Source organism: Salinibacterium sp. NG253 (genome assembly GCF_015864945.1).
Classification (GTDB): Bacteria; Actinomycetota; Actinomycetes; order Actinomycetales; family Microbacteriaceae; genus Rhodoglobus.
The window spans coordinates 2,004,936-2,028,330 of record NZ_JADYWF010000001.1; the positions used below are offsets into that span (position 1 = coordinate 2,004,936).

Consider the following 23,395-nt stretch of genomic DNA (forward strand, 5'->3'; position numbering starts at 1 on the left):
GACAGGGGTGAGTGATGCACGGCGAATTCAAGGTGCCTGGTGGAAAGCTCGTAGTGGTCGATCTCGACGTTGTCGACGACGCCATCACCAACTTCCGGCTCGCCGGCGACTTCTTCCTTGAGCCAGATGACGCTCTCGAAGACATCAACGCCGCCATCAACGGGCTCGCCGCCAACTCTGACGCGAAGACCATCACGGCCGCGATTCAGCAGTCGCTGCCCGAGGGCACCGTGATGCTCGGTTTCTCTGCCGAATCGGTCGCCACGGCCATCCGTCGTGCACTGCAACGTGCCACAACCTGGAAAGACTACGACTGGCAGATCGTCACCGGGCCACCTCTTGAACCGCGCATGCAGATGGCGATGGATCAGGTGCTCTCTGAAGAGGTTGCTTCCGGTCGCCGCCAACCCACTCTGCGCATTTGGGAGTGGGACAAGCCCGCCGTCGTGATCGGCAGCTTTCAGTCTCTGCGCAACGAAGTTGACCTTGAGAACGCGAAGAAATACGGCTTCGAGGTCGTTCGTCGCATTTCGGGTGGTGGCGCCATGTTCATGGAAGCCGGCACCGTCATCACCTACTCGATCTACGCCCCGGTCGAGCTAGTGCAGGGCATGACCTTCGCCGACTCCTATGCGTTCCTCGACGAGTGGGTCATCATCGCCCTCAAATCACTCGGCATCGACGCCAGCTACCAACCCCTCAACGACATTGCGAGCCCCACGGGCAAGATTGGCGGGGCAGCCCAAAAGCGTCTCGGTGCTGGTGCTGTGCTGCACCACGTGACCATGAGCTACGACATTGATGGCGAAAAGATGGTGCAGGTGCTGCGCATCGGTCGCGAGAAAATGAGCGACAAAGGCACCAAGTCTGCCGCCAAGCGAGTCGACCCGCTGCGCAGCCAGACCGGCATGGAACGTGCCGACATCATCGACACCATGGTTGCCACCTTCCGAGGGCTGCACGGTCTCACCGAGAGCGAACTCACCAGCGACGAGATCGCTCGTGCTGAAGAACTCGTGACCGAAAAATTCGGCACTGAAGAATGGTTGCAGCGCGTTCCGTGAACACCACCCTCCGCGGCCTGACCCTCACGCTCACCCTTGCCGCGCTGCTGCTGGGCGGCATCGTGGCGTCGGCTGTGCTCGGGCAACTTCCGGTGAGTCCTGCCGAAGTGGGCGGATCGCTGCTGCGCTCGCTCGGCATCCAGAACGCCTGGGCACCCACCGATTCCATCGTGGAATCCACGCTCTGGGTGGTGCGTTTTCCCCGGATTGCGATGGCCATGGTCGTGGGTGCAGCACTCGCCGTTGCCGGTGCTGTGATGCAAGCCATCTTTGGCAACCCGCTGGCGGAGCCTGGCGTCGTGGGAGTCTCATCCGGTGCCGCTCTGGGCGCCGCGATTGCGATCGTAGTGGGAGTTGCCGCGCTCGGTGACAGTGCGATTGCGCTCTTCGCTTTCGTCGGCGGGCTGCTCGCTACGCTGCTGGTTTACTTCGTCTCGCGCGCCAACGGCCGCACCGAAGTGGTGACGCTGCTGTTGACCGGTATCGCTGTGAACGCCTTTGCTGGCGCGGGTCTCGCGTTCTTGCTGTTCGTCGCCGACTCGGGCAGCCGCGAACAAATCGTGTTTTGGCAACTGGGCTCGCTCAATGGTTCGCGGTGGAGCGAAGTGCTCATCGTGGCGCTCGTCACCGCGATCGGTCTCGTCGCCGCCGTGGTTCTCGCGCGCCCCTTCGACCTGCTCGCGCTGGGGGAGCGCAACGCTCGTCACCTCGGTGTGAACGTTGAGCGCCTGCGCATCGTCTCGATCGTGATCGTCGCGCTTCTCACCGGCGTTGCCGTGGCGTTCGTGGGAATCATCGCCTTTGTCGGCCTGGTCGTGCCGCACGCTATGCGCATGGCGATTGGGCCGGCCCATCGCCCGCTCATCATTGCCAGCGCTGTCGGCGGCGCAGTGCTGCTCGTGCTCTCCGACCTGCTCGCCCGCTCCGTCGTGCCCGGCGGCGACCTGCCGATTGGCCTCCTCACCTCGCTCATTGGCGGCCCGTTCTTCTTCTACCTCCTGTTCCGCCAACGACGACAGAGCGGAGGGTGGGCATGATTAGTGCACGCAACGTGAGTGTCCGACTCGACTCTCGCGCCATCCTCGACGACGTCAGCCTCGACGTGGCTCCCGGCGAAGTCCTCGCACTCGTCGGGCCGAACGGCGCCGGAAAGTCGACGCTGCTCTCAGTGTTGAGCGGTGACCGCAAGCCAGACAGCGGAACCGTGACCATTGACGGGCGGGATATTGGCGGCATCCGACATGCAGAGCTCGCTCGCCTGCGCGCCGTGCTCACTCAAGAGAACACAGTCAGTTTTCCCTTCCGGGTGTCTGAAGTCGTTGCCATGGGCCGAAGCCCGTGGTCGCGAACCCCGGATAGCCGTGACGACGTTGCCGTCGTCAATGATGCTCTTGCTGTCACGGATGTTGCCCACCTGAGCGAGCGCCGGTTCACCACGCTGTCGGGTGGCGAAAAGGCGCGCGTCTCGCTCGCGCGGGTTCTCGCTCAGCACACCCCCGTCGTGTTCTTAGATGAGCCGACCGCAGCGCTCGACCTTCGCCACCAAGAAGAGGTGATGCGGGTCGCCCGCTCGATGGCCGCCGATGGCCGTGCCGTCGTGGTCGTACTCCACGACCTCAGCCTCGCCGGTGCCTACTCCGACCGCCTCGCCCTCGTTGCGCACGGCACGCTCGACGCGATCGGTACTCCCAGTGAAGTGCTCACCGCCGAGCGGGTCGAGCGCGTGTATGGCCTCGCTGTCGACCTGCACGACGTCGGTGGGCATCCGGTAGTCGTTCCCCGACGCTGACGGCAGCGATTGACAGACCAGCCGCGAAGAGCGACTAGCGGCTGAGAAGGTCGCGGTACTCGGGGTGATCGGTGATGAACTTATCGATGAACTCGCACTTTGCCACGACGCGGGTTTCGCTTTCGGCACGCACCAGATTGAGGGCGCCGCGGGCTAGTTCGCTGCCGCGACCTCGGCCCCGAAACTTGGGATCAATCTCGGTGTGCACAAAAACGATCTGATCGTCGCGCAGCTGGTAGTCGGCGAGTCCGGCCTGCACACCATCGACAAGCAACTCGTACCGGTGCATTGCAGGGTCGTGGATAACTTCGCTGGCCATGACCAAAGCCTAGTCGCGGTATCTCTGCTGGGGATGCGTTCTGCGGCGCGTCAAAGCATGGGAATAGTATCGACGGGTGTCTGATTTTCCTCCCCCCAGTTCCGGCGGGTCGCACCGCCGATTGATCATCATCGCCGTCACTGGTTTCGTGCTGATCGTTATCGCCGCAGTGGCTTCGTTTGTCGCGCTTGAGCCCAGTCCCGAGCCGGTTGCGACCGCAACGCGCACGCCTACTCCGACGCCCACTCCCACCCCGACGCCTACCCCCACGCCCACGTTCGACAAAGCCCAGTTCTCCATCGACGATGCGAGCAGTCTCTGGGTCGTCGCCAACAAGCTTCGCCCGCTCAACCCGCAAACCTACGAACCGAGCCTCGTGTTCGTCGATGTGCCGTACGTGTATGAGCCCTACTTGACGCCGGATGCTGCCGCTGCTGTCATCGAAATGTTTGCCGCATTCGAAGCCGAGACCGGGCTTCAGATGCAGTCGCAGAGCTCCTACCGCAGCTACTGGTCTCAAGAGAGCGTCTATGCCGGCTGGGTATCAAGCCTTGGGCAAGAGGCGGCAGACCTCACGAGCGCGCGCCCAGGCCACAGCGAACACCAAACCGGTCTCTCGATTGACGTGAGTGCGTCGCCTGCGACTTGCACTCTTGACCAGTGCTTTGGTGACACCCCGCAGGGGCAATGGTTGGCGGAAAATGGCTGGAAGTACGGCTTCACTGTCCGCTATCCCGAGGGAAAAACCGACATCACCGGTTACGAGTACGAGCCATGGCACATGCGCTACGTGGGCAAGGAACTTGCCGCTGAACTTCATAGCACGGGCATCCAAACCTTGGAAGAGTTCTTTGGGCTGCCTGCCGCACCGAACTACGGCTAGCCGCTGGCACCCTAAACTCGTGTCATGACTTCGACGCCGCACCCCGACACTGTGAGCTACAGCTACCTCGGGCCTGCCGGAACCTTTACGGAGGCCGCGCTTAAGCAGGTTCCCGAAGCGGTTGGTGCCCACTGGAAGAGCGTCAACAACGTTGGCGAAGCTCTCGACGATGTCACGAGCGGTCGCAGCGTTGCCGCGATGATCGCGATCGAAAACTCGATCGATGGTGGCGTTAGTGTCACGCAAGATGCTTTGACCACCACCCCCAATCTGCGGATCTTGGGCGAATACTTGGTGCCCGTGAACTTCGTGCTCGTGGCCCGGCCGGGAACGGCGCTCGCCGACGTGACGACGGTGAACGCGCATCCGGTTGCCTACGGGCAAACGCGGCGCTGGATTGATGCCCAGCTTCCCCAACACGGCTACATCCCTGCGACCTCCAACGTTGCCGCTGCCGCATCCTTGCTCGACAACAGCATTGCGGATGCCGCAGTCGCCCCACCCGGAATCACCGAGCACTATCCGCTCGAGGTTCTCGCTGAGAACATTGCGAATAACCAGAACTCTGTGACGCGGTTTGTGCTGGTCTCGTCGAACACCGAATTGCCTGAGCCGACCGGCGCAGACAAGACGAGCGTGATCGTTGAACTCCCCGACAACGCTCCTGGTCGCTTGCTCGAAATGCTTGAGCAGTTTGCGACGCGGGGCGTCAACATGAGCCTCATCGAATCGCGGCCGATTGGTGACGAGCTAGGCCGCTACCGCTTCGTCATCGACCTTGAGGGTCACATCCTCGATGAGCGGGTGGCAGACGCGCTGCTCGGTCTGAAGCGGTTCAGCCCGAACGTCATCTTCTTGGGCAGCTACCCGCGGGCAGACAAGCTCGCCACGACGGTAACGCCGCGCTACGGCAACGATGTGTTTGTTGAGGCACGCGACTGGTTGCGGGCCATCACCACTAACGAGCCTTCGGCTACTCGCGAGCCGTAGCCTTTTTGCTTCGCGCTTTTTCCTGAGCTGTCGTGCGCGCTGTGGTTCGCGCAGTTGTGCGCGCTTGTGAACGCGCCTTGGAATGAGCCCGTACTTCGGCGCGAGTGTGAACCTTCGGTACTCGCACAATGAGCGCGCCGGGTTCCACCCAGGCATGCACTGATTTGGCGAGACCGAAGTCGTCTCCGTCGAGCTGAAACTCCTCCGGGTTATCGACGATCATGTTGAGGTCGCTGCCCTTGGCGTAGCGCACATCACGCACGTCTTGGGAAAGATCGATGATGCGGCGTCCGATGGCGCTTTTGCGCAGCACGCCGTTCTCCCACGCAATCTTGTTCCAAATGTTGAGCCACCCGAAACGACCGCGAGGTATGAGCGCGGCCATATCGAGGATGCCGTCGTCGGGTTGGGCTTCGGGCATCAGCAGCAAACCACCGGGCAGTGATCCGCAATTGCCGATGATCACGGTGTGCGCGCTGAGGGAACGATTGGGGGAGCCATCCACGCTGAAGCGCAGCTTCACAGGTTTCAGCTCGGGAATGGACCGTGCAATGCCGTCGACGTAGGCCAACCAGCCGACAGCTTTCTTCAGCTTCGTACTCGTGTTCTTGATCATCTTGGCGTCGAGTCCTAGGCCTGCCATCACCAAGAAGGCGTGTTTTTCGTGCTCGTCGTTGTCCCGCACAATTTCGACCATGCCGAGGTCGATGGCGTGGTCTGCACCGTGGAAGGCCAATTCAACACTGTCGCGGATGCTGCCTGTTGGTAGATCCAAGTTGCGAGCGAGGAGATTGCCTGTGCCCGCCGAGACGACAGCCAACGCGACTCCGCTGCCCCCGAGGGCCTCGGCCACAGCACGCACGGTGCCATCGCCGCCTGCAGCGATCACCACGGCGACACCACGACGGATCGCACTGCCGGTGACGTTCTGGCCGGCATCCTCCTTGGTCGTGGAAAACCAGATGGGGGCAGCCCAGTCGGCGGCCTTCGCCGCAGCAGCGACCATCTTCTTGAGCTTCGCAAGATCGACCTTGATGGGGTTGTAAACAACCGCAACTTTAGGCTTTGAGTTTCGAGGGGTGGGCACAGATAAACGCTACGCCATGAATCGGTAGGCTGTAGGGGTGATTGACCCCCAAATTCTTAGAGAAAACCCTGAAGCCGTGCGGCAGTCGCAAATCGCGCGCGGAGCTTCAGTCCAGTTGGTCGACGATGCTATTGCCGCCGACCAGAAGCGTCGCGCCAGTATTGGCGAATTTGAGGCGCTCCGGGCCGAGCAAAACAGCTTCGGCAAGAAGGTTGCTCAGGCGCCATCCGAAGAGAAGAAGGCGCTCGTCGCTGAGGCTCAGAAGCTGGCTGCTCGGGTAAAGGCCGCTCAGCTGGTTTCCACCGAGGCTGAGGCGGAGTTCACTCGCATCGTCGGTGCACTCGGCAACATTGCTGTTGAGGGCGTTCCCGTTGGCGGCGAGGATGACTGGGAGCTCGTGCGCGAAGTTGGCACTCCCACAAAGTTCGACTTTGAGCCCCGCGACCACGCTGATCTCGGCGAGATCCTGGGAGCCATCGACATTCCCCGCGGCGTGAAGGTATCGGGCAGCCGGTTCTACTTCCTCAAGGGCGTTGGTGCGCGACTCGAAATCGGCCTGATGAACATGGCTCTCGATCGCGCTATCGCTGGCGACTTCATCCCGCTCATCACGCCAACCCTCGTGCGCCCCGAGATGATGGCCGGCACCGGGTTCTTGGGTGAGCACTCCGACGAGATTTACTACTTGCCCGCCGACGACTTGTACCTCACTGGTACGAGTGAAGTGGCGCTCGCCGGTTACCACTCCGACGAGATCCTCGATCTCTCGAAGGGCCCGCTGCGCTACGCCGGTTGGTCGACCTGTTACCGCCGTGAGGCCGGTTCTGCGGGCAAAGACAACCGCGGCATTCTGCGTGTGCACCAGTTCAACAAGCTCGAGATGTTCAGCTACGTGCTACCCGAGAATGCTCAGGCCGAGCACGAGCGCCTGTTGTCGTTCCAAGAATCGATGCTGCAGGCGTGTGAGCTCAGCTACCGCGTGATCGATGTTGCCGGTGGCGACCTCGGTTCGAGCGCTGCTCGCAAGTACGACATTGAGGCCTGGGTCCCTACTCAGGGCACCTACCGCGAACTCACGTCCACCTCGAACTGCACGACTTATCAGGCGCGCCGTCTCGACATCCGCTATCGCACCGAGTCGGGCAAGACCGCCCCGGTAGCGACCATCAACGGAACTCTCGCAACCACCCGCTGGCTGGTTGCCATTCTTGAAACCCACCAACAGCCCGACGGGTCGGTCGTGGTGCCGAAAGCACTTCGCCCTTACCTCGGTGGCCTTGAAATTTTGGAGCCAATCGCGTGACAACCGCAGCGCAGGATGACCGCTGGATGATCGCACTCGACATCGATGGCACTGTGCTGCTCGAGTCGGGCGAGATGAACGACGCCGTTATTGCGGCGGTCGCGAAGGTTCGAGATGCCGGGCACGAAGTTATGTTGGCCACCGGTCGTTCGGTTGCCATGACTTTGCCCATTCTGCAGAAGCTCGGGCTGAAGCCGCAGTACGTGGTCTGCTCGAACGGGGCGATCACGCTCAAGCGCAACCCGATGGGCGAGGGCGGCTACAGTCGCGAATTTGTGGAGATGTTCAACCCCAGAGAGGTGCTCACGAGCATCAAGGAGCACTTGGGTTCGGCGAACTACGCAGTTGAGGATGCGACGGGCAAGTTCTTTGTCAACGGCAAGTTCCCCGATGGCGCCCTTGGTGCGGTGAGTGAAGATGTCGCGTTCGAGGAGCTCGTCAAGGTGCAAGCGACTCGCGTTGTCGTGATCTCACCCCAACACCAAGTCGATGATTTCCTCTCGGTTGTCGAAAAAATGGGCCTTCACAAGGTCAGCTACAACGTGGGCTGGACTGCCTGGCTCGACATCGCGCCCGATGGCGTCAACAAGTCGACGGCGCTCGAAAATGTGCGTTCGCGTCTCGGCATCCCGCGCACGCGAGTGCTCGCCATGGGTGATGGTCGCAACGACATCGACATGCTCGAGTGGGCGTCACGTCACGGCCGCGGTGTTGCAATGGGTCAGGCTCCGGATGACGTGCTGGCGGTCGCCAACGAGGTCACTGAGAGCGATATCAACGACGGCGCCGCGCTCGTTCTTGCCGCCTTCAAGCCGTAGCAAGCCGTAGAACGCCGTAGCGAGGTTTAGCCGAGCCCGAGCCCGAACGCCGAGCTCGGCCAAACCACCCGCTTCTGCGCTGAACCCCTTCGGCGCAGAACTCTGTTAAAACTCGCTGAGCGCTTCGTCGTAGATGGCCATGGCGCGCGCAACTTCGTCGGGTGTCACGACAGCCGGCGGTACGACGTGGATGCGGTTGTCGGCGATAAACGGCAACAGTCCGCGCTTTACGAGCGCACCCTTGATGCGGCCCATGTCAGCCGCGCTGAGAGGCTCACGCGTCTCGCGGTTGGCGACCAGTTCGAGCGCCCAGAACACGCCGCTTCCGCGAACGTCGCCGATGCAGTCGTGCTTCTCAGCGAGAGCGGCAAGGCCGGGGCCGATGTGATCGCGACCGATCATGGCAGCGTTCTCGATGATGCCTTCGTCTTCCATCGCGGTGATGGCCGCGACGATCGAGGCAGCCGCGATGGGGTGACCCGAGTAGGTGAGTCCGCCGGGAAAGACGCGCTCGTCGAACGTTGCGGCGATCTCGTCAGAGATAATCACACCGCCGACGGGGATGTAGCCGGAGTTCACTCCCTTGGCGAAGGTGATGAGGTCGGGCTTCACGTCGAACGCTTCAAACGCGAACCAGTTTCCGGTGCGACCGAAGCCGACCATGACCTCATCCAGAATCAGCAGGATGCCGTACTTGTCGGCGATCGCGCGAACACCAGCCATGTAGCCGGGCGGCGGGGTCAGCACGCCAGCGGTTCCGGGGATGCTTTCGAGTAGGATCGCGGCGATTGACTCGGCGCCTTCCGCTTGGATGGTGCGCTCCAGGTGGTGCAGGGCGCGCTCGGATTCTTGTTCGGGGGAGTCCGACCAGAATTCGGAGCGGTACTCGTAGGGGCCGAACACGTGCACGTGGGCGCGAGCGTATTCGTTGGGGATGCGGCGCCAGTCGCCGGTGGCGACAACGGCCGATCCGGTGTTGCCGTGGTACGAGCGGTAACGCGAAATGATCTTGTCGCGGCCGGTGTGCAAGCGGGCCATGCGCATGGCGTTCTCGTTGGCATCCGCTCCACCGTTGGTGAAGAAGACCTTGTTCATGCCGTCGGGCGCGTGGTCGGTGATTTTGCGGGCTGCTTCGCCGCGGATGTTGATGGCGTGGGCCGGCGCGACGGTAGCCATGATGTCGGCCTGTGCCTTGATGCCGGCGATGACTGCTGGATGCTGGTGGCCGATGTTGACGTTGACGAGCTGGCTCGAGAAGTCGAGGTATTCGTTTCCTTCGTCGTCCCAGACCATGCTTCCGAGGCCGCCTTCGAGCACGAGCGGTTTGAGTGCGCCCTGTGCTGACCAGGAATGGAATACGTGGGCGCGGTCGAGCGCGACGGTGTCGGCGTTGCTGTGCTGGGGTGTTGCGGGCGCGGAGTTCATGGGGCACCTTTCGTGACGAAGCTGAATGACTCAACTATTGCTGCCGGCCACTCGCGCGTGGCTGCCAATATGTACACCAGATCACCAATTGTTCGACATAATGTGACTACAGGGCGATGAGGGGAGAAACCGGATGCTCCCGACAATTCAATGGCTGCTCACGAGGCGCACATTGCGACTGAGCGTGATCGAGGTGAGCGCCACCGCAGGCGCTAACGCCAGCCCCGTGGAGAGTGCCAGACTCAGCTCCGCTTTCACGGCCAGAATGAGCGCTCCGATCAGTTGGGTGCACAGCTCCGACCTCGACGACCCGACGCCGTTCTTGAGCCGCGGCAATGTTTTGCTCACCGATGGTGCGCAGTTCGGGTTCGGAGCAGCTGCTGAGCTTTACGACTACGACTCCTACATTGAGCGCCTCATCGACACCGGTCTTGTCGGGCTCGGTTTCGCAACGCACTTTCTTCACCAAGGCATGCCAGAGGCGCTCGCTGCTGCTTGTGCGCGCGTGGGCTTCCCTCTTATTGACGTTCCCGATCGCGTTCCCTTTATTGCGGTCATCCGCGAAGTCGCTGATCGCATCGCGGCGGAGCGCAGCCGTCGCATGGCATGGTCGATTGCTGCCCACAAAGCCATTTCGCACGCCGCCCTCAAACCAACAGGTTTGCGGTCGACCCTCATCGAGCTCGAACGTCAACTCTCATGCTGGGTTGGGCTCTTCGACGCGACAGGTCACCCAATTCCCGTTCCTGGCCAGCAACGCTCCGCAGCTCGCTTTGCTCAGCCGGTAAGGGATGAGGTGGCGCGGGCGCTGCGCAAGGGCAGTCGGTCATCCACCGCCTTCACTCTCGACTCTGGGCAAGTCACCATCCAGACCCTCGGCCAGAACGGAGAGTTGCGCGGTGCGCTGGCTCTTGGCCGCGGCGTGCCTCTTGATCGTGCTGAGAACGAACTCGTGACGAGCGTGATCGCGATGGCCACCCTTGCGCTTGAACAGAACCGCACCCTGGATGCCACGCGTGGTCAGCTGAGGTCGTCACTGCTCGAACTGGTGCTCTCAGGCAACGTCGCCGCGGCCGAGGCAATTGCTGGCGAAGTGTGGGGCGCTCTTCCGGTAGCGCCGCTGAGCGTCGTGGCGATTGCACGGCAAACCCACAGCCACTTCGTACTGGATGCCCTCGACGCCCTCTCGCTCGATGCCGACGGCAGCGCATTTTTCGCCGTTCGCGGCGACACCGTCGTCGTTCTCGTTGAAGCGGGCGCGCAGCAGCAGTTCTCCGCACTGCCTTCTGAACTGACCGACGTGCAGCGAGACCTCACACAACTCATCGCTGAGCACGAGCTCGTGGCAGGCAGCTCCAGTGCCGTCGATTATGCGGGGCTGGGCGCAGCGCTCGGGCAAGCAACCAGCGCCCTCTACGCTCGCGGCGGTCAGGCTGGGCTCACTGATTTCGCCGATATTGGCGACTCCGGGATGCTCGGGGTGCTCCAGTCTGCTGGTGCTGAGCGAGTGGCGCACCGGGTGCTCACGCCGCTCAGCGATTTCGATAGCGCGCATTCGGCGGCTCTCGTGGAGACGTTGCGCTCCTGGTTTGCGAACGATTGTTCGTGGGGCGCGACGGCTGCGAAGCTCGGCGTTCATCGGCATACGGTGCGGTCGCGTGTCGACCAGGCGGCGAGCATCCTGAACCTCGATCTGGAGTCGTTCGAGGGGCGGCTTGAGGTGTGGGCGGCGCTTCGGCTGCACGGCTAGACCTCACTACCCCCATTTCGAGCCTTCTAGCCTGCCTTTCAGGTACGCCTTGCGGGCATCAGATACACTCTGAACTTGCGTCACGCAAGGAGGGCTGTCCGAGCGGCCGATGGAGCCAGTCTTGAAAACTGGTGGGCAGAAATGTCTCGTGGGTTCGAATCCCACGCCCTCCGCTCTGCGTGTCATGTCTTGTTTCCGGCTAAAGAAAGGGGAGTGCGATGAGTGAACTTCGTCCGCGCTCAGAGTTGCGTTCGCGCTCTGTCGACCGCACCGACTCGAAGAAAAAGCCTGAAGTCCAAGGTCTGGCACGTCACGGACGGTTGAAGAAGCCAGGACCGTGGGGCTCGATCGCTAAGGTCGTTGCCGCATCGCTCGCTGTTCTGTTGGTCAGTGGTGCCGCAGTTGGCGCTGTGGCCTTTGACAATATTTATAGTCAGCGCGACACCGTTGCCCTCATCGGTGAAACCGAAGGTGCTCCGCCTCAGATCGGCAGCTTTGAGGGTGGCTTCAACATCCTCATCGTGGGTAGTGATACTCGAGTCGATCAAGATGGCGTCGGAGGCTCCGCAGCGGTTGAATCTGGCGAACTCAATGACGTGAACATGATTTTGCATGTCGCGGAAGACGGTCAATCCGCTACCGCCATCAGCTTTCCGCGCGACATGGTTGTCGGCATTCCTGAGTGCCCGAGCCTGGACGGCGATTACAACAAGTACTACTCCACCGAAGCGCTCAACACGGCGATGTCGTATGGCGGTCTCGCCTGTGTCGTCCTGACGCTGTCGGAGTTCACCGGCCTCGACATCCAGTTTGCCGGCGTTATTACTTTCCAAGGTGTCATCGAGATGACCAACGCAATCGGCGGCGTTCCCGTCTGTATCGATGGCCCGCTCGTTGACCCGCTGGCAGACATCAACCTTCCTGAAGCAGGTACATACACGCTTCAAGGTGCTGAAGCTCTCGGCTTCCTTCGCTCTCGCCACGGTGTTGGTGACGGTAGTGACCTCACGCGCATTAGTTCGCAGCAGGTGTACCTCTCCTCGATGGTGCGCACTCTCAAGAGCGAAGACACGCTCGGCGACTACAAAAAGCTGTACAACCTGGCGCAAGCCGCCATCGACAACATGCAGCTGTCCACTGGACTCAGCGATATTCCGACCCTCGTCTCCATCGCGCTGGCGTTGAAGGATGTTCCGCTCGAGACGGTTCAGTTTGTGCAATACCCCGGTACCACTGGTGGCGTCGGCGTGTACTCGGGCAAGGTTCAGCCGAACACGTACCTGGGCGATCAAATGATTGCCTTGATCGCAGCCGATGAGCCGTTCGTGCTCGCAAACGCTGGAGACGACATCGGGTCCTACGTCAACCCCGATTCTGTTGACTCGACTACGGAACCCGAAGCCACGGAGTCGGCCGACCCCAATGCAACGGCTGCTCCTGAAGTTGAAGCCGAGGTTCTTGATATTCGTGGCCAGAGCGCAGCGGATGAGACCTGCACGATCACGAACAGCTACTAAATCGTTCGATTTGCGGCTCGGTTCGTCGTTCCGCTCCTGAGCGGTTATGATTGCTGAGTACGTCTGGAGACGTCGCATAGTCCGGCCTAGTGCACCACCCTGCTAAGGTGGAGTACCCGTAAGGGTACCGAGAGTTCAAATCTCTCCGTCTCCGCTCTGCGAAGAAAACCCTTGATTTTTCAGGGGTTTTCTTGCGTTAAGGGCCAGCCACCATTGCAATCGCGAAGGGACCTCGTGGAGATCTACTCCGTCGCCGAAGCGGCCGCGCGAATCGAGTTGCTGAGCCAGCGTAAAGACGGTGCGCCCTTTCTGCTTGGCGTCGTCGGGCCGCCCGGGGCAGGTAAGTCGACGTTCGCGGAGATGCTCGCGGTGCCGATCCTTCCGATGGATGGTTTCCACTTCGCCAATGAACACCTCGACCGTCTGGGCCTTCGGAACAAGAAGGGTGCGCCGGAGACTTTTGATGCCGCCGGCTTCGCCGCGACGCTGCGTCGGTTGCGTGCCGGGGAGGCTGTCGTGGCTCCGCGGTTTGATCGAGAGCTCGACGCCGCCATCGCTGGAGCGGTTTTGCTCCCCGGCGATGCCCCGTTGATCGTGACGGAAGGCAACTACCTTCTCCACGACAATGCCGGCTGGGGTGCGATTCGACCGCTGCTTGATGAGGTCTGGTATCTCGACATCAATGACGACCTTCGGCGCGACAGGCTCGTGGCCCGTCACGAACGTTACGGGCGTTCGGAGGCGGATGCCGCCCGCTGGGTTGCCGAGGTCGACGAACCCAATGCTGTGCTCATCCGCACGACGCGCCAGCGAGCGGATGCCGTCATCGCTGCTGCCTGAGCGCTTGGCTGGCGTCTGAGCGCTGGCTAGCACCGGTGCGTCCACAGGCTAGGCTCGGGCGTTATGGCAACTGGCTCAACGATCCACACTTTCACGGTGCAATTGGCGGATGTGGATCGCGGTGTGTACGACGACTTCACGCTTCGCGTCGCGCGGCATCCCTCTGAAACTGACTTGTACATGATGACTCGTGTGCTCGCGTATTGCCTCGAATACGAAGAGGGAATCGCGTTCAGCGAGGGAGTCTCGTCGACCAATGAACCTGCGGTTCTCGTGCGCGACCTCACCGGCACGATTACAGCCTGGATCGAAATTGGGGCACCGGATGCCGCCCGACTCCACTACGGCAGCAAACTAGCCGACAGGGTCGCCATCTACACGCACCGCGACCCGGTGAAGGTTGCAGCTCCGTGGGCAGGCAAGAAGATCCACAATGCGAGCGAAATTGTCTTCCGCAGCTTTGATCCCGGCTTCATCGAAGACGCTGTGGCCGCCCTGGAGCGACGCAACGCTGTCACCCTGTCGGTGACGGAGGGGCAGCTGTATCTCGAACTCAACGGCACTACGGTGAGTTCGGCACTGCATAGCCACGACGTGGAATGAATGCGGCCCACCGCTATGTTGGTCTAGAAGATGACTATTCTGCCGCGCACCCAGCCTCCTGCCCTTTCGTTGCCACTCGCGCGCGGAGGTTCCCTTGAGGATCTCGCGCTGGGAACAGGCGCCGATGGCCGTTTCACTCTTCTCGTTTTCTATCGCGGTCTGCACTGCCCGGTGTGCCGTAAGCAACTTCGCGAGCTTGACGACAACATGGATGCGCTGCGTGACGCCGGGGTGGGTCGTATTGTGGCCATCAGCATGGACACCCTCAAGCGCGCCACGATTTCGATCGAGGACTGGGAGCTCTCGCGGCTTCCTGTCGCCTATGGGCTGAGCGAGGAGCAGGCTCGCGAGTGGGGTCTCTTCCTCTCCAGCGGATTCAAGAAGGGCGAACCGGAGCTGTTTAGCGAGCCGGGCATGTTCATCCTTGACGCCGACAACACCGTGTTCTGGACTACAGTTTCCAGCATGCCGTTTGGTCGGATGCCGGTGAAAGCCATCATTCATGGTCTCGAGTACGTCACCGATACCGATTATCCCGCGCGCGGAACGGTAGCGCCCGAGAACTGAGCCGTGCACGCCGCGTCGGGCGAAAGATTTTCATAATTACCCGCGTGTCCCCCCGATGGGGGTAGACAGAGGGGTGTTTCTCACCATAGGGTCGATGCTGAATCGTTATTCAGTAGTGCGTGTAAGGCTGTCGAAACCTAGTCGGCACCAGCGTACGTGAGCCCGATGAAGGACTTTGGCGTGAATCCTCCTGTAGATCCCGACGTACGTCCGCGAGGTGACGGCGAGGCTCTACTCGCTCGTCGCATGATCATAACGAGTGGCATCGCAGCTCTTGCCGCCGTGGGTGCGGCCGCCGCGAGCAGTGCCGCGTTTGGTCCGGCGAGCACCCTCTCTCTGCTTCCGGATGGAGCGAGCCCTCCCGCGGCTCCTCCGTCTACCGGGTCTGCGCCGCGCAACACTCCGGTGCCGACCACTCCGACACCGAGCGCGACATCCACGAACCCGCCGACCACGAAGAACCCGACCGGGGGCACTACTCCGCCCGCGACTCAAGACCCGCGATCGCCGGCAACGGCAAACCCGCCTGCCGACCGCGACCAGAGTTACGCGAATCCCGGCGCAGGAACGGGCACGACGCCCCGTGCTGACACGCCATCAGCGGCGAAGCCCGCGACCAAGCCAACCCCGCAAAAAGGGTCGACAGCTCCCGAGGTTATCTCCACCGGCGTCGCCGATAACGACCAAACTCACTCTCACTTGCTGGCCCGCGTAACTTTTGGCCCGCGCAGCAGCGACTTCGTTGACCTGTCGTCGATGGGAATCGACAAGTGGTTGGGCGCACAACTTGCTCCGGCATCCATCGCAGACCCGGATGGCGATGCGGCGTGGGCTGCCTTCCCTCTCGCGAAGTCGTCTACCGCCAAAGTGCGCTCCTCTATCAAGCAATACAGCTGGGATGCTGCACGCCAGACAGGTCAAGGAACCTTGGCGGCACAGGTCTTCAGCAAGCGCCAGCTGTTTGAAGTCGTTGTCGATGTGTTCTCGAACCTGCTGAATGTGACTACGCCATCGGACAGCGTGTGGGCTACGGGGCCCGACTATGCGAACTCGGTTATCCGGGCGAACGCTCTCGGCACGTATTCCGCCATGCTGCATGCGGCGATGCGCCATCCCGCCATGCTGACCTATCTCAACAACGAGCAGTCGAACAAGGGGAATGTCAACGAGAACCTCGGTCGTGAGCTGCTCGAGCTCCACACGCTGGGAGTCGCGTCGGGCTACACCGAGGGTGATGTGCGCAACAGCGCCATGATCCTCTCGGGCCGTGGCATCGACTACGAGACCGGCGAATTCCGCTATCGCGCGGATCGCCATTATGTCGGCCCCGTCGCCACATCGTTCTTTACCGACGAGAACGTGACCGCTGAAGGCGGACTCGAGATGGGCGACCGCTACGTGAGCGTGCTGGCGCATCACCCCGCTACCGCAGCGACGGTCGTCAGAAAGCTTGCGGTTCGCTTCGTTTCGGATTCGCCTCCCCAGGCCTTGCTCGATCGCTTGGCGCAGACGTACCTCGACAACGACACTGCGATCCTTCCCGTGCTCAAGCAGCTTTTCGCCAGCGATGAGTTCTGGTCGGCAATCGGAGAGAAAGCGCGCCGGCCGCTTGAAGACGCGGTGGGGGCGGCCCGTGCGGTTGGGGCTCAGCCCAGTGACAAGCTTGCCGATGGTGCCAAGAATCTTTACTGGGTTCTTCAGAATCTTGGGCACGCGCCTCTCACGTGGACCCCACCCAATGGTTTCCCCGACGTCACCGGGGCCTGGCTTTCCGCCAGCCAGACGGTGTCGCGCTGGAACCTGCACCGGAGCTTGACCGGTGGCTGGATGAAGGGACTCACCCCACCCGCCAAGCTCAGTGAAGAACTCGTGCCGACCACGGGCCAGACGAACGCCCAATGGATCGACAGCATCGCTCAGCGCATGATCGGCCGTCCGCTCAGTGATACCCATCGCGCTGTGCTGCTGTCGTATCTCGATGCTGACGGTTCTACTGAAGCCGAAGCGGGCGATGCGTGGCAGGTCCCCGCTCTCGCGGCCCTCGTGCTCGACTCGCCCTATTTCCAACTGCGCTAATTGACGGCGCTAATCGACTGCGCTGACCAGACTCACCCTCCCCTGTAGCTCGAACCCGACTCGAGAAAGAACCCTCTAATGACCGAGACCCGTTTCCTTCACCCTGACTGCCCAGACTGGCGACAGTTGGGTCCGACTGATTTAGATTCCGCAGTGCGAGCCCATAGCGAGATTGTGGTGGCCGAAGAGACGGCACGACGCGAGCTCTGGTCGAAAGGTTTTACCCGCCGACGGATGCTGCAGGGCGGGCTCATGGCCGGAGTCGCCGCTATCGGCTCCCAGATTGTCACCACGCAGGCGTCGTACGCGGCTCCGGGTTCGCCAGACACGGGTGCTCTTATCGTTGTGTTCCTCCGCGGCGGAATGGACGGGCTCTCCGTGCTGGTTCCGGCTACCGACGCTGACCTTTTGAAGGCACGCCCCGGCATCGCGGTCAAAGAGAACTCGGGTCTCATTGCCTTCGAACGCGGTTTCGGTTTGCACCCGGCGCTGTCTGCCTTGAAGCCGATGATGGCTCAGGGCAAGATCGCTGCTGTACCCGCCATCGGCACGCCCGACCTTTCGCGAAGCCACTTCCAAGCGCAGGATTGCCTCGAGCGCGGTGGCTCCGCCGGCAGCGCTTCGCAAACGGGGTGGCTCAACCGCGCTCTTGAGCAGAGCGGTCCAGGAACGACTTGGCGCGGGGTTGGGGCAAGCGATCGTCTTGCTCGCTCTCTCGTGGGTGGTTCGAATGCGCTCGTTGTTCCTGACCTCGAGCGCATGGCGATTGACGTGGATGACTCGCTCCTTGAGCCCACTCGCACGGCCCTTGCAAGCCTCTACACCGGTCTTGACCACCCCATCGCGCAGCAGGCCAACCTCGCCTTGAGCGCCTCCAGCGAAGCGTCCGAGATTGCGGCTTCCGCTGGTGACGCGAAAGCGCGTGGCTACGGGGACGACAACTTCTCTAGCGACCTCGCGACGTTGGCCAGCCTTATCCGGGCGAACGTGGGACTTCGGGTCGGCACGTTGGATCTCGGTGGCTGGGACATGCACACCGACATCGGCACACCAGACAAGGGCGACATGCACGACATGCTCAGCGCTGTGGGCAACGGTCTTGCGGCATTCTTCGCTGACCTTGGCCCGAAGGCTGACACCACCACTGTGGTGCTCATGAGTGAGTTTGGTCGTCGCGTAGGTCAGAACGACAGCTCAGGTGTTGACCACGGTCACGGCGGCCTCGCCATGGTGCTCGGTGGCGGAGTCAAGGGTGGCGTGCACGGCAAGTGGGAGGGCCTCGGAGCTGATGTGCTCGATCACGGCGACGTTCCCGGCAGCAACGACTTCCGCGATCTTCTTGGCGAGGTCGTCATGAACCGCCTCGATCTCAGCGCGGCCGACGCCAGCATCATCTTCCCCGACTGGAAGGTGTCGCCGATAGGGGTCATGGCTTAGCTGCGTGACGGCTTAGCGGGGGTCGATCAGGGGTCGAATATACTGGTTTTCTAGTGTCCGGCAGTTGTCGGTTCGCCACTCCCACGAGGAATGAGCCGCGCCATGATCGAGTTTCGCAACGTTACTAAGCGGTTTCCCGATGGAACGCTCGCAGTCGAGAACTTTTCCCTCGTGCTTCCGTCGCACAAAGCCACCGTATTTGTGGGCTCATCCGGCTCCGGCAAGACCACGCTACTTCGCATGATCAACCGGATGATCGATCCCACTGAGGGATCCATTCTGATCAATGGCGAAGACATTGCCGACGTCGATCCAGTGTTGCTTCGCCGCCGCATTGGGTATGTGCTTCAGGCCACCGGACTGCTGCCTCACCGCAAAGTGGTCGACAATATCGCTTCGGTACCGCGATTGAATGGTGTGCCTAAGCGCAAGGCCCGACTCGACGCAATCACCCTGCTTGATACCGTTGGCCTTGATCGGAATCTTGCGGAGCGCTATCCCGATCAGCTATCCGGCGGTCAACAGCAGCGCGTCGGTGTGGCCCGCGCCCTCGCCAGCGATCCCGATATCCTTCTCATGGATGAGCCATTTGGCGCCGTCGACCCCATCGTGCGGGCGGAGCTTCAAGAAGAGCTCAACCGCCTGCAGCGTGAACTGGGCAAAACGACTGTCTTTGTTACTCATGACATCGATGAAGCGTTCGTTATCGCCGATCAGGTGGTTATTCTTCGCAACGGCGGCGTGATCGCGCAGGTGGGCAGCCCCGCCGATATCTTGGCGACTCCCGCGGATGATTTCGTAGCGTCGTTCATCGGAGCTGATCGTGGCAAGCGCACCCTCTATATTCAGCACCGCGAAGGAGACAGCGCGCCGTTAATAGTGGATTCTGATGGTCGGCCTGCCGGCGTGCTCGGGACCGAACAATGACGTGGCTCCTTGACAACTTTGCTCTAGTCGCCGAGCTCACGGGCAACCACGTAGCGCTCAGCATCCTTCCGATCGTGCTCGGGTTTTGCATCGCTGTGCCGCTCGGATGGATCGCCAACCGCTGGCAGCCCGTGCGCTCGTTCGTGATCGCTGGCGGCAGCCTTCTCTACACAATTCCCTCGCTTCCGCTGTTCGTGATGTTGCCGTATCTGCTGGGAACGAAGATTACCGATGATCGAAACATTGTTGTGGCGCTCACGCTCTATGCAGTCGCGATGATGGTGCGGACTGCAGCAGATGCGCTCGCCGCGGTGCCCAAGGATGCGATCGAAGCGGCGACTGCGACCGGATACTCGGCCTGGGGCCGATTCTGGCTAGTCGAGCTTCCGCTAGCCGGCCCGGTTCTTCTTGCTGGGATGCGGGTGGTTTCCGCGAGCACGATCGCACTGGTGTCGGTCGGGGCCATCATCGGCTCGGCGAACCTCGGGTACCTCTTCACGAATGGAAAGCAGCGGGATTTTCTCGACGAAATTGTCATCGGCATTGTGGCTAGCCTTGTCATTGCGCTCGTCTTCGACGTGATCCTCGTTCTTCTTGGCCGAGTTCTTATGCCGTGGATGCGACGGCAAAAAAGCGTTCGCAGCCGCACGCCGCTTCTTCTCGGGCGGGTGGGTTAGCCCATGCAGTTCTTTCTCGATGCTTTTCGTTGGCTGCTCGACCCGGCTAACTATGCCTCAGGCGGTTTAAATCCTTTGCCGATTCAAGACCGTGTGGGCGAGCACCTGTTGTACACGGTTGTCGCCGTCGCCGTTGCGGCGGTTATTGCGTTGCCGCTGGGCTTCTATATTGGGCACACTGGTCGCGGGCGGCAGTTTGTGATTGGCTTCACCGGCGCCATGCGGGCTTTACCCACGTTGGGGCTTCTCATGGCACTTTTTGTCATTGTGGGCGCTACCGTGCCCTTTACACAGGCGGCTTTTATCGCCTCGATCATCGCACTCGTTATATTGGCAATTCCATCGATTCTGGCGGGCGCCTACGCTGGCATCGAGTCTGTCGATCGTCAGACGATCGACGCAGGTCGTGCAATGGGGATGACAGAACTGCAAGTACTCACTCAGATTGAGATTCCGTTGTCGTTGCCGCTCATTATTGGCGGAATTCGGGCGTCGGCGCTTCAAGTTATTGCGACCGCAGTGATCGCCTCGTACATCTCATTGGGCGGCCTCGGCACAATCATCTCTAGCGGCATCGGACTCAACGACAACGATCGCATTCTCGGCGGCGCCATTCTTGTCACGCTCTTAGCGCTCGTTGTCGACGGTATGTTCGCCCTCGCTCAGCGGCTTACCCGTCGGCGCGGAACTGCCGGGGTTCGCCGAAAGAAAATAGACGTCCGTGAACAGCCACTGGGGCTGGTCGCGGTGGCGGCACCATCCGCCCACGAAGGGAAAAACTAATGTTCGCAGCAAATCGGAGGGCACGGGTCGCCATCGCGACCGTCGCCGCGGGAACGCTTGTTGCCCTCGCAGGGTGCTCCACCTCTGACCCCACCGACACGTCGGCTGACGGCTCTGTCACTGGCGACACGATCATCGTGGGCTCGTTCGCCTACCCTGAGAGCGAGATTCTGGGAAACATTTATGCCATCGCGCTTGAGGATGCCGGGTTCGAGGTCGAGACGAAGTTCAACCTTGGGCCGCGCCAGACCACGATTCCCGCTTTGGAAGATGGATCGGTCAGCCTCATGCCGGAGTACAACGGCAACCTCCTCTTTTTCTATGACACAGAAAATGCTGCCCGCACCACTGCCGAAGTAGACGCGGCGCTCGAGACCACAGTTCCGGACGGCTTCCAGGTTCTCACCTCCTCACCTGCCGAGGACAAAGACGCCTACGTTGTCACCCAAGAGCTGGCAGATGAAGAAGGTCTCGTTACCATTGGCGACCTCGCAAAGATCGAGCCATTTAGCCTCGGAGCCAGCCCGCAGATTGCCGAGCTTCCCTACGGCATCCCCGGTCTCGAGTCGGCGTACGGACTGACGGACATCACGTTCGTTCCGATCGAGGACTTTGGAGGGCCCGACACGGTGAAGGCTCTCGTTGACGATGCTGTGCAGGTTGCGGATATCTTTACGACGTCGCCGGACTTGGTCGCGAAGAACTTGCTCGTTCTGGAAGATCCCGAGAACCTCATCGCGGCGCAGAACATTGTGCCGCTGTTGAACTCGAACATCTACAGTGCCGAACTCGCAGAGGTTCTCGATGCGATCTCGGCCGCGCTTACAACTGAGGATCTCATCACTCTGCGTGACCGTGTCGAGGGCACGGAGAAGGCACAGGCTGCGACCGCAGCCCAAGACTGGCTCACCGAAAAGGGTCTCCTGAAGTAAGAAACTGCTCCGCATTTGCTTGCGGGGCACAGAGGCGCGGGGCGGTCTCCGTCAGCACTAAGACGGAGCCGCTCGGCGCACCAACCATCGGCACAGTATTATCGCGGAGATGACTACTTTCTCTCGCCGAGGCCTCCACGGGCACGTTGTTGATGTGCTCGGCCGTCGCATTATGCGCGGTGAACTGGCGCCGGGAGACATCATCGATCCGGATGCGCTGCTCACAGAATTTCAGGTCAGCCGCACGGTAATCCGCGAAGCCCTCAAGGTGCTCACTACGAAGGGTCTCGTGGATGCGCGGCCTCGACTGGGTACCTTCGTCACGGCGCGGGAACGCTGGCAGTTGCTCGACCGCGACGTCATGACGTGGCGCTCGGAAGGTATGCCCGACCCGCTGCTTGTGCTCGAACTGAGCGAAGTGCGGCAAGTGCTCGAGCCCGCGGCGGCTCGACTTGCCGCAGTTCGCCGCAGCGACGAACAGTGTGCTGAGATCGAGGCCGCGATGACGGCGCTAGCTGCGACCTTCGAGAGCACCGAAGTGACGTCGCACGTAGCAGCGGACCTAGCTTTTCATCGGGCCATCTTGGCGGCCTCCGGCAACGAACTACTGGCTCGCTTTGAGGTTGTGCTGGAACCCGCGCTGCATGCGCGCAACGAGCTTGCCTTTGAGAACGAAACCACAACCCAGTTTTTGGATGACCATCGCGCGGTGGTGACGGCGATTGTCACGCAGGATGCCGAGGCTGCCCACACCGCGATGAAGCTACTGATGGACCAGTCGAACCGCGACTCCGAAACCATCGTGAGCAAAGACCCGATCGGGGCTGCCCTCGTGGCGAACCGAAAGCCGGCTCTCTAATGGCGGCCCGCACCGTGCTCATCACGGGCGCAGCCCACGGCATCGGTGCTGCTGCTGCACGCCTCTTCGCTGCCTCCGGTGACGATGTTGTCGTCACCGATATTGACGTGGATGCCGCCGCCGCGGTTGCCGCCGAGATCGTTGCGGCCGGCGGCGTCGCCACCGCCCATCGCCTCGACGTCGCGGACTCCGAGCAGTGGGAGTCGCTCTCGCGTGAACTGCGCTCCGCGAATCGCCCGCCGGCCGTCATCGTGAATAACGCGTTCTTTCAAGTGACTGGCATCGCGCATGAACAGAGCGAAGACGACTGGAATCAGCAACTCTCGGTAACCCTGTCATCCGCCTACCGGGCAATGCGCACCTTCCATGACACTCTCACTGCGGCCCGCGGCAACATGGTGAATGTGTCGAGCGTTCACGGGGTGCTGTCCTGGGCCGAGCAGCCCGCCTACGATGCGGCGAAGGGCGGGCTCATTTCGCTCACCCGGCAGCTGTCGGTGGATTACGCCCCGCACGTGCGCGTGAACGTGGTGCTCCCGGGGTCGATCGAGACTCGGCAGTGGGATCACCAAACCCCAGAAGCGCAAGAGCTGGCGCGGCGCCAGGCCACCCTGCGGCGGCTGGGTAAACCTGAAGAAGTCGCGTCGGTCATCCAGTTCCTTGCTGGAGACGGTGCGTCGTACATCACGGGCGCTTCGCTCGTCGTCGATGGCGGCATGACGACAACACTCGGCGCTTAACAGGGCCTC

23 protein-coding genes and 2 tRNA genes are annotated in these 23,395 nt (G+C 61.6%); 22 read left to right on the forward strand and 3 right to left on the reverse strand.

Annotation, left to right across the window (positions count from 1 at the left end):
• Positions 1–14: 14 nt before the first annotated feature.
• Genes I6E52_RS09605 through I6E52_RS09615 form a run of 3 tightly spaced genes read left to right on the forward strand, consistent with a single transcriptional unit; the run spans position 15 to position 2,853 of the window.
• A complete protein-coding gene (locus I6E52_RS09605) occupies positions 15–1,064 on the forward strand; it encodes a biotin/lipoate A/B protein ligase family protein (RefSeq protein ID WP_197157068.1) in 1,050 nt (349 codons plus the stop codon).
• Positions 1,043–2,101, forward strand: coding sequence for an iron ABC transporter permease (locus tag I6E52_RS09610; protein ID WP_197121885.1), 1,059 nt, complete (start codon positions 1,043–1,045; stop codon positions 2,099–2,101). Before I6E52_RS09605 ends, I6E52_RS09610 begins: the two co-directional genes overlap by 22 nt.
• Positions 2,098–2,853 (forward strand): heme ABC transporter ATP-binding protein, encoded by a 756-nt coding sequence (locus I6E52_RS09615; protein WP_197156702.1) that lies wholly within the window; start codon positions 2,098–2,100, stop codon positions 2,851–2,853. The genes I6E52_RS09610 and I6E52_RS09615 overlap by 4 nt, the downstream gene beginning before the upstream one ends.
• Before the next feature lie 34 nt (positions 2,854–2,887).
• Here I6E52_RS09615 and I6E52_RS09620 read toward each other — a convergent pair whose 3' ends face one another.
• Positions 2,888–3,172, reverse strand: coding sequence for a GNAT family N-acetyltransferase (locus I6E52_RS09620; protein ID WP_197107051.1), 285 nt, complete (start codon positions 3,170–3,172; stop codon positions 2,888–2,890).
• A 76-nt stretch (positions 3,173–3,248) separates the two neighbouring features.
• Here I6E52_RS09620 and I6E52_RS09625 point away from each other — a divergent pair, with 76 nt between their 5' ends.
• Entirely contained in the window at positions 3,249–4,055 is an 807-nt protein-coding gene (locus I6E52_RS09625; RefSeq protein WP_307842475.1) for a M15 family metallopeptidase, read from the forward strand.
• 24 nt (positions 4,056–4,079) lie between these two features.
• The gene (pheA, locus tag I6E52_RS09630; protein WP_197156704.1) at positions 4,080–5,045 is read left to right on the forward strand and encodes a prephenate dehydratase; all 966 of its coding nucleotides are present in this window, start codon (positions 4,080–4,082) and stop codon (positions 5,043–5,045) included.
• On the opposite strand, the gene I6E52_RS14570 is transcribed toward pheA, so the two are convergent.
• Entirely contained in the window at positions 5,029–6,132 is a 1,104-nt protein-coding gene (locus tag I6E52_RS14570; protein WP_197156706.1) for a diacylglycerol kinase family protein, read from the reverse strand. The genes pheA and I6E52_RS14570 overlap by 17 nt on opposite strands.
• A gap of 37 nt (positions 6,133–6,169) precedes the next feature.
• Here I6E52_RS14570 and serS point away from each other — a divergent pair, with 37 nt between their 5' ends.
• The gene (gene serS / locus I6E52_RS09640; RefSeq protein WP_197156708.1) at positions 6,170–7,435 is read left to right on the forward strand and encodes a serine--tRNA ligase; all 1,266 of its coding nucleotides are present in this window, start codon (positions 6,170–6,172) and stop codon (positions 7,433–7,435) included.
• Positions 7,432–8,253 (forward strand): HAD-IIB family hydrolase, encoded by an 822-nt coding sequence (locus tag I6E52_RS09645; protein ID WP_307842476.1) that lies wholly within the window; start codon positions 7,432–7,434, stop codon positions 8,251–8,253. Before serS ends, I6E52_RS09645 begins: the two co-directional genes overlap by 4 nt.
• A 105-nt stretch (positions 8,254–8,358) precedes the next feature.
• Here the strand turns inward: I6E52_RS09645 and I6E52_RS09650 are convergent, their stop codons facing one another.
• The gene (locus tag I6E52_RS09650) at positions 8,359–9,678 is read right to left on the reverse strand and encodes an aspartate aminotransferase family protein (protein WP_197156710.1); all 1,320 of its coding nucleotides are present in this window, start codon (positions 9,676–9,678) and stop codon (positions 8,359–8,361) included.
• Positions 9,679–9,811: 133 nt separating this feature from the next.
• Between I6E52_RS09650 and I6E52_RS09655 the strand changes: the two genes are divergently transcribed.
• The 15 genes from I6E52_RS09655 to I6E52_RS09725 all read left to right on the forward strand — a co-directional run bounded on the left by I6E52_RS09655 (position 9,812) and on the right by I6E52_RS09725 (position 23,386).
• On the forward strand, positions 9,812–11,428 hold the full coding sequence (locus I6E52_RS09655; RefSeq protein WP_197156712.1) for a PucR family transcriptional regulator: 1,617 nt from the start codon (positions 9,812–9,814) through the stop codon (positions 11,426–11,428).
• A gap of 88 nt (positions 11,429–11,516) precedes the next feature.
• A tRNA-Ser gene (locus I6E52_RS09660) sits at positions 11,517–11,601 on the forward strand.
• A gap of 45 nt (positions 11,602–11,646) precedes the next feature.
• Entirely contained in the window at positions 11,647–12,945 is a 1,299-nt protein-coding gene (locus I6E52_RS09665; protein WP_197156714.1) for an LCP family protein, read from the forward strand.
• 65 nt (positions 12,946–13,010) lie between these two features.
• Positions 13,011–13,099, forward strand: a tRNA-Ser gene (locus I6E52_RS09670).
• Between the two features lie 80 nt (positions 13,100–13,179).
• Entirely contained in the window at positions 13,180–13,785 is a 606-nt protein-coding gene (locus I6E52_RS09675; protein ID WP_197156716.1) for a nucleoside/nucleotide kinase family protein, read from the forward strand.
• A 63-nt stretch (positions 13,786–13,848) separates the two neighbouring features.
• The gene (locus I6E52_RS09680) at positions 13,849–14,388 is read left to right on the forward strand and encodes a YaeQ family protein (RefSeq protein ID WP_197156718.1); all 540 of its coding nucleotides are present in this window, start codon (positions 13,849–13,851) and stop codon (positions 14,386–14,388) included.
• 30 nt (positions 14,389–14,418) lie between these two features.
• Positions 14,419–14,955, forward strand: a complete 537-nt coding sequence (locus I6E52_RS09685) for a redoxin domain-containing protein (RefSeq protein ID WP_197156720.1) — start codon at positions 14,419–14,421, stop codon at positions 14,953–14,955.
• A 180-nt stretch (positions 14,956–15,135) separates the two neighbouring features.
• Positions 15,136–17,031, forward strand: a complete 1,896-nt coding sequence (locus I6E52_RS09690) for a DUF1800 domain-containing protein (RefSeq protein ID WP_197156722.1) — start codon at positions 15,136–15,138, stop codon at positions 17,029–17,031.
• A 78-nt stretch (positions 17,032–17,109) separates the two neighbouring features.
• A complete protein-coding gene (locus tag I6E52_RS09695; protein WP_197121845.1) occupies positions 17,110–18,468 on the forward strand; it encodes a DUF1501 domain-containing protein in 1,359 nt (452 codons plus the stop codon).
• Positions 18,469–18,570: 102 nt separating this feature from the next.
• Complete coding sequence (locus tag I6E52_RS09700; RefSeq protein WP_197157074.1) at positions 18,571–19,395, forward strand: ABC transporter ATP-binding protein; 825 nt, start codon at positions 18,571–18,573, stop codon at positions 19,393–19,395.
• Positions 19,392–20,072, forward strand: coding sequence for an ABC transporter permease (locus tag I6E52_RS09705; protein ID WP_197156724.1), 681 nt, complete (start codon positions 19,392–19,394; stop codon positions 20,070–20,072). The genes I6E52_RS09700 and I6E52_RS09705 overlap by 4 nt, the downstream gene beginning before the upstream one ends.
• 3 nt (positions 20,073–20,075) lie before the next feature.
• The gene (locus I6E52_RS09710) at positions 20,076–20,855 is read left to right on the forward strand and encodes an ABC transporter permease (RefSeq protein WP_197156726.1); all 780 of its coding nucleotides are present in this window, start codon (positions 20,076–20,078) and stop codon (positions 20,853–20,855) included.
• Positions 20,855–21,787, forward strand: a complete 933-nt coding sequence (locus tag I6E52_RS09715; protein WP_197156728.1) for an ABC transporter substrate-binding protein — start codon at positions 20,855–20,857, stop codon at positions 21,785–21,787. Before I6E52_RS09710 ends, I6E52_RS09715 begins: the two co-directional genes overlap by 1 nt.
• Before the next feature lie 109 nt (positions 21,788–21,896).
• Positions 21,897–22,646, forward strand: a complete 750-nt coding sequence (locus I6E52_RS09720) for a FadR/GntR family transcriptional regulator (protein WP_197156730.1) — start codon at positions 21,897–21,899, stop codon at positions 22,644–22,646.
• A complete protein-coding gene (locus I6E52_RS09725; RefSeq protein ID WP_197156732.1) occupies positions 22,646–23,386 on the forward strand; it encodes an SDR family oxidoreductase in 741 nt (246 codons plus the stop codon). Before I6E52_RS09720 ends, I6E52_RS09725 begins: the two co-directional genes overlap by 1 nt.
• The last annotated feature ends 9 nt before the right edge of the window (positions 23,387–23,395 follow it).

Bases quoted from the DNA above. Each gene is read 5' to 3' on its own strand.
- I6E52_RS09605 (WP_197157068.1), top strand. From the start codon at position 15: ATGCACGGCGAATTCAAGGTGCCTGGTGGAAAGCTCGTAGTGGTCGAT.
- I6E52_RS09610 (WP_197121885.1), top strand. From the start codon at position 1,043: ATGGTTGCAGCGCGTTCCGTGAACACCACCCTCCGCGGCCTGACCCTC.
- I6E52_RS09615 (WP_197156702.1), top strand. From the start codon at position 2,098: ATGATTAGTGCACGCAACGTGAGTGTCCGACTCGACTCTCGCGCCATC.
- I6E52_RS09620 (WP_197107051.1), bottom strand. From the start codon at position 3,172: ATGGCCAGCGAAGTTATCCACGACCCTGCAATGCACCGGTACGAGTTG.
- pheA (WP_197156704.1), top strand. From the start codon at position 4,080: ATGACTTCGACGCCGCACCCCGACACTGTGAGCTACAGCTACCTCGGG.
- I6E52_RS09650 (WP_197156710.1), bottom strand. From the start codon at position 9,678: ATGAACTCCGCGCCCGCAACACCCCAGCACAGCAACGCCGACACCGTC.
- I6E52_RS09655 (WP_197156712.1), top strand. From the start codon at position 9,812: ATGCTCCCGACAATTCAATGGCTGCTCACGAGGCGCACATTGCGACTG.
- I6E52_RS09665 (WP_197156714.1), top strand. From the start codon at position 11,647: ATGAGTGAACTTCGTCCGCGCTCAGAGTTGCGTTCGCGCTCTGTCGAC.
- I6E52_RS09680 (WP_197156718.1), top strand. From the start codon at position 13,849: ATGGCAACTGGCTCAACGATCCACACTTTCACGGTGCAATTGGCGGAT.
- I6E52_RS09685 (WP_197156720.1), top strand. From the start codon at position 14,419: ATGACTATTCTGCCGCGCACCCAGCCTCCTGCCCTTTCGTTGCCACTC.
- I6E52_RS09695 (WP_197121845.1), top strand. From the start codon at position 17,110: ATGACCGAGACCCGTTTCCTTCACCCTGACTGCCCAGACTGGCGACAG.
- I6E52_RS09700 (WP_197157074.1), top strand. From the start codon at position 18,571: ATGATCGAGTTTCGCAACGTTACTAAGCGGTTTCCCGATGGAACGCTC.
- I6E52_RS09705 (WP_197156724.1), top strand. From the start codon at position 19,392: ATGACGTGGCTCCTTGACAACTTTGCTCTAGTCGCCGAGCTCACGGGC.
- I6E52_RS09710 (WP_197156726.1), top strand. From the start codon at position 20,076: ATGCAGTTCTTTCTCGATGCTTTTCGTTGGCTGCTCGACCCGGCTAAC.
- I6E52_RS09715 (WP_197156728.1), top strand. From the start codon at position 20,855: ATGTTCGCAGCAAATCGGAGGGCACGGGTCGCCATCGCGACCGTCGCC.
- I6E52_RS09720 (WP_197156730.1), top strand. From the start codon at position 21,897: ATGACTACTTTCTCTCGCCGAGGCCTCCACGGGCACGTTGTTGATGTG.
- I6E52_RS09725 (WP_197156732.1), top strand. From the start codon at position 22,646: ATGGCGGCCCGCACCGTGCTCATCACGGGCGCAGCCCACGGCATCGGT.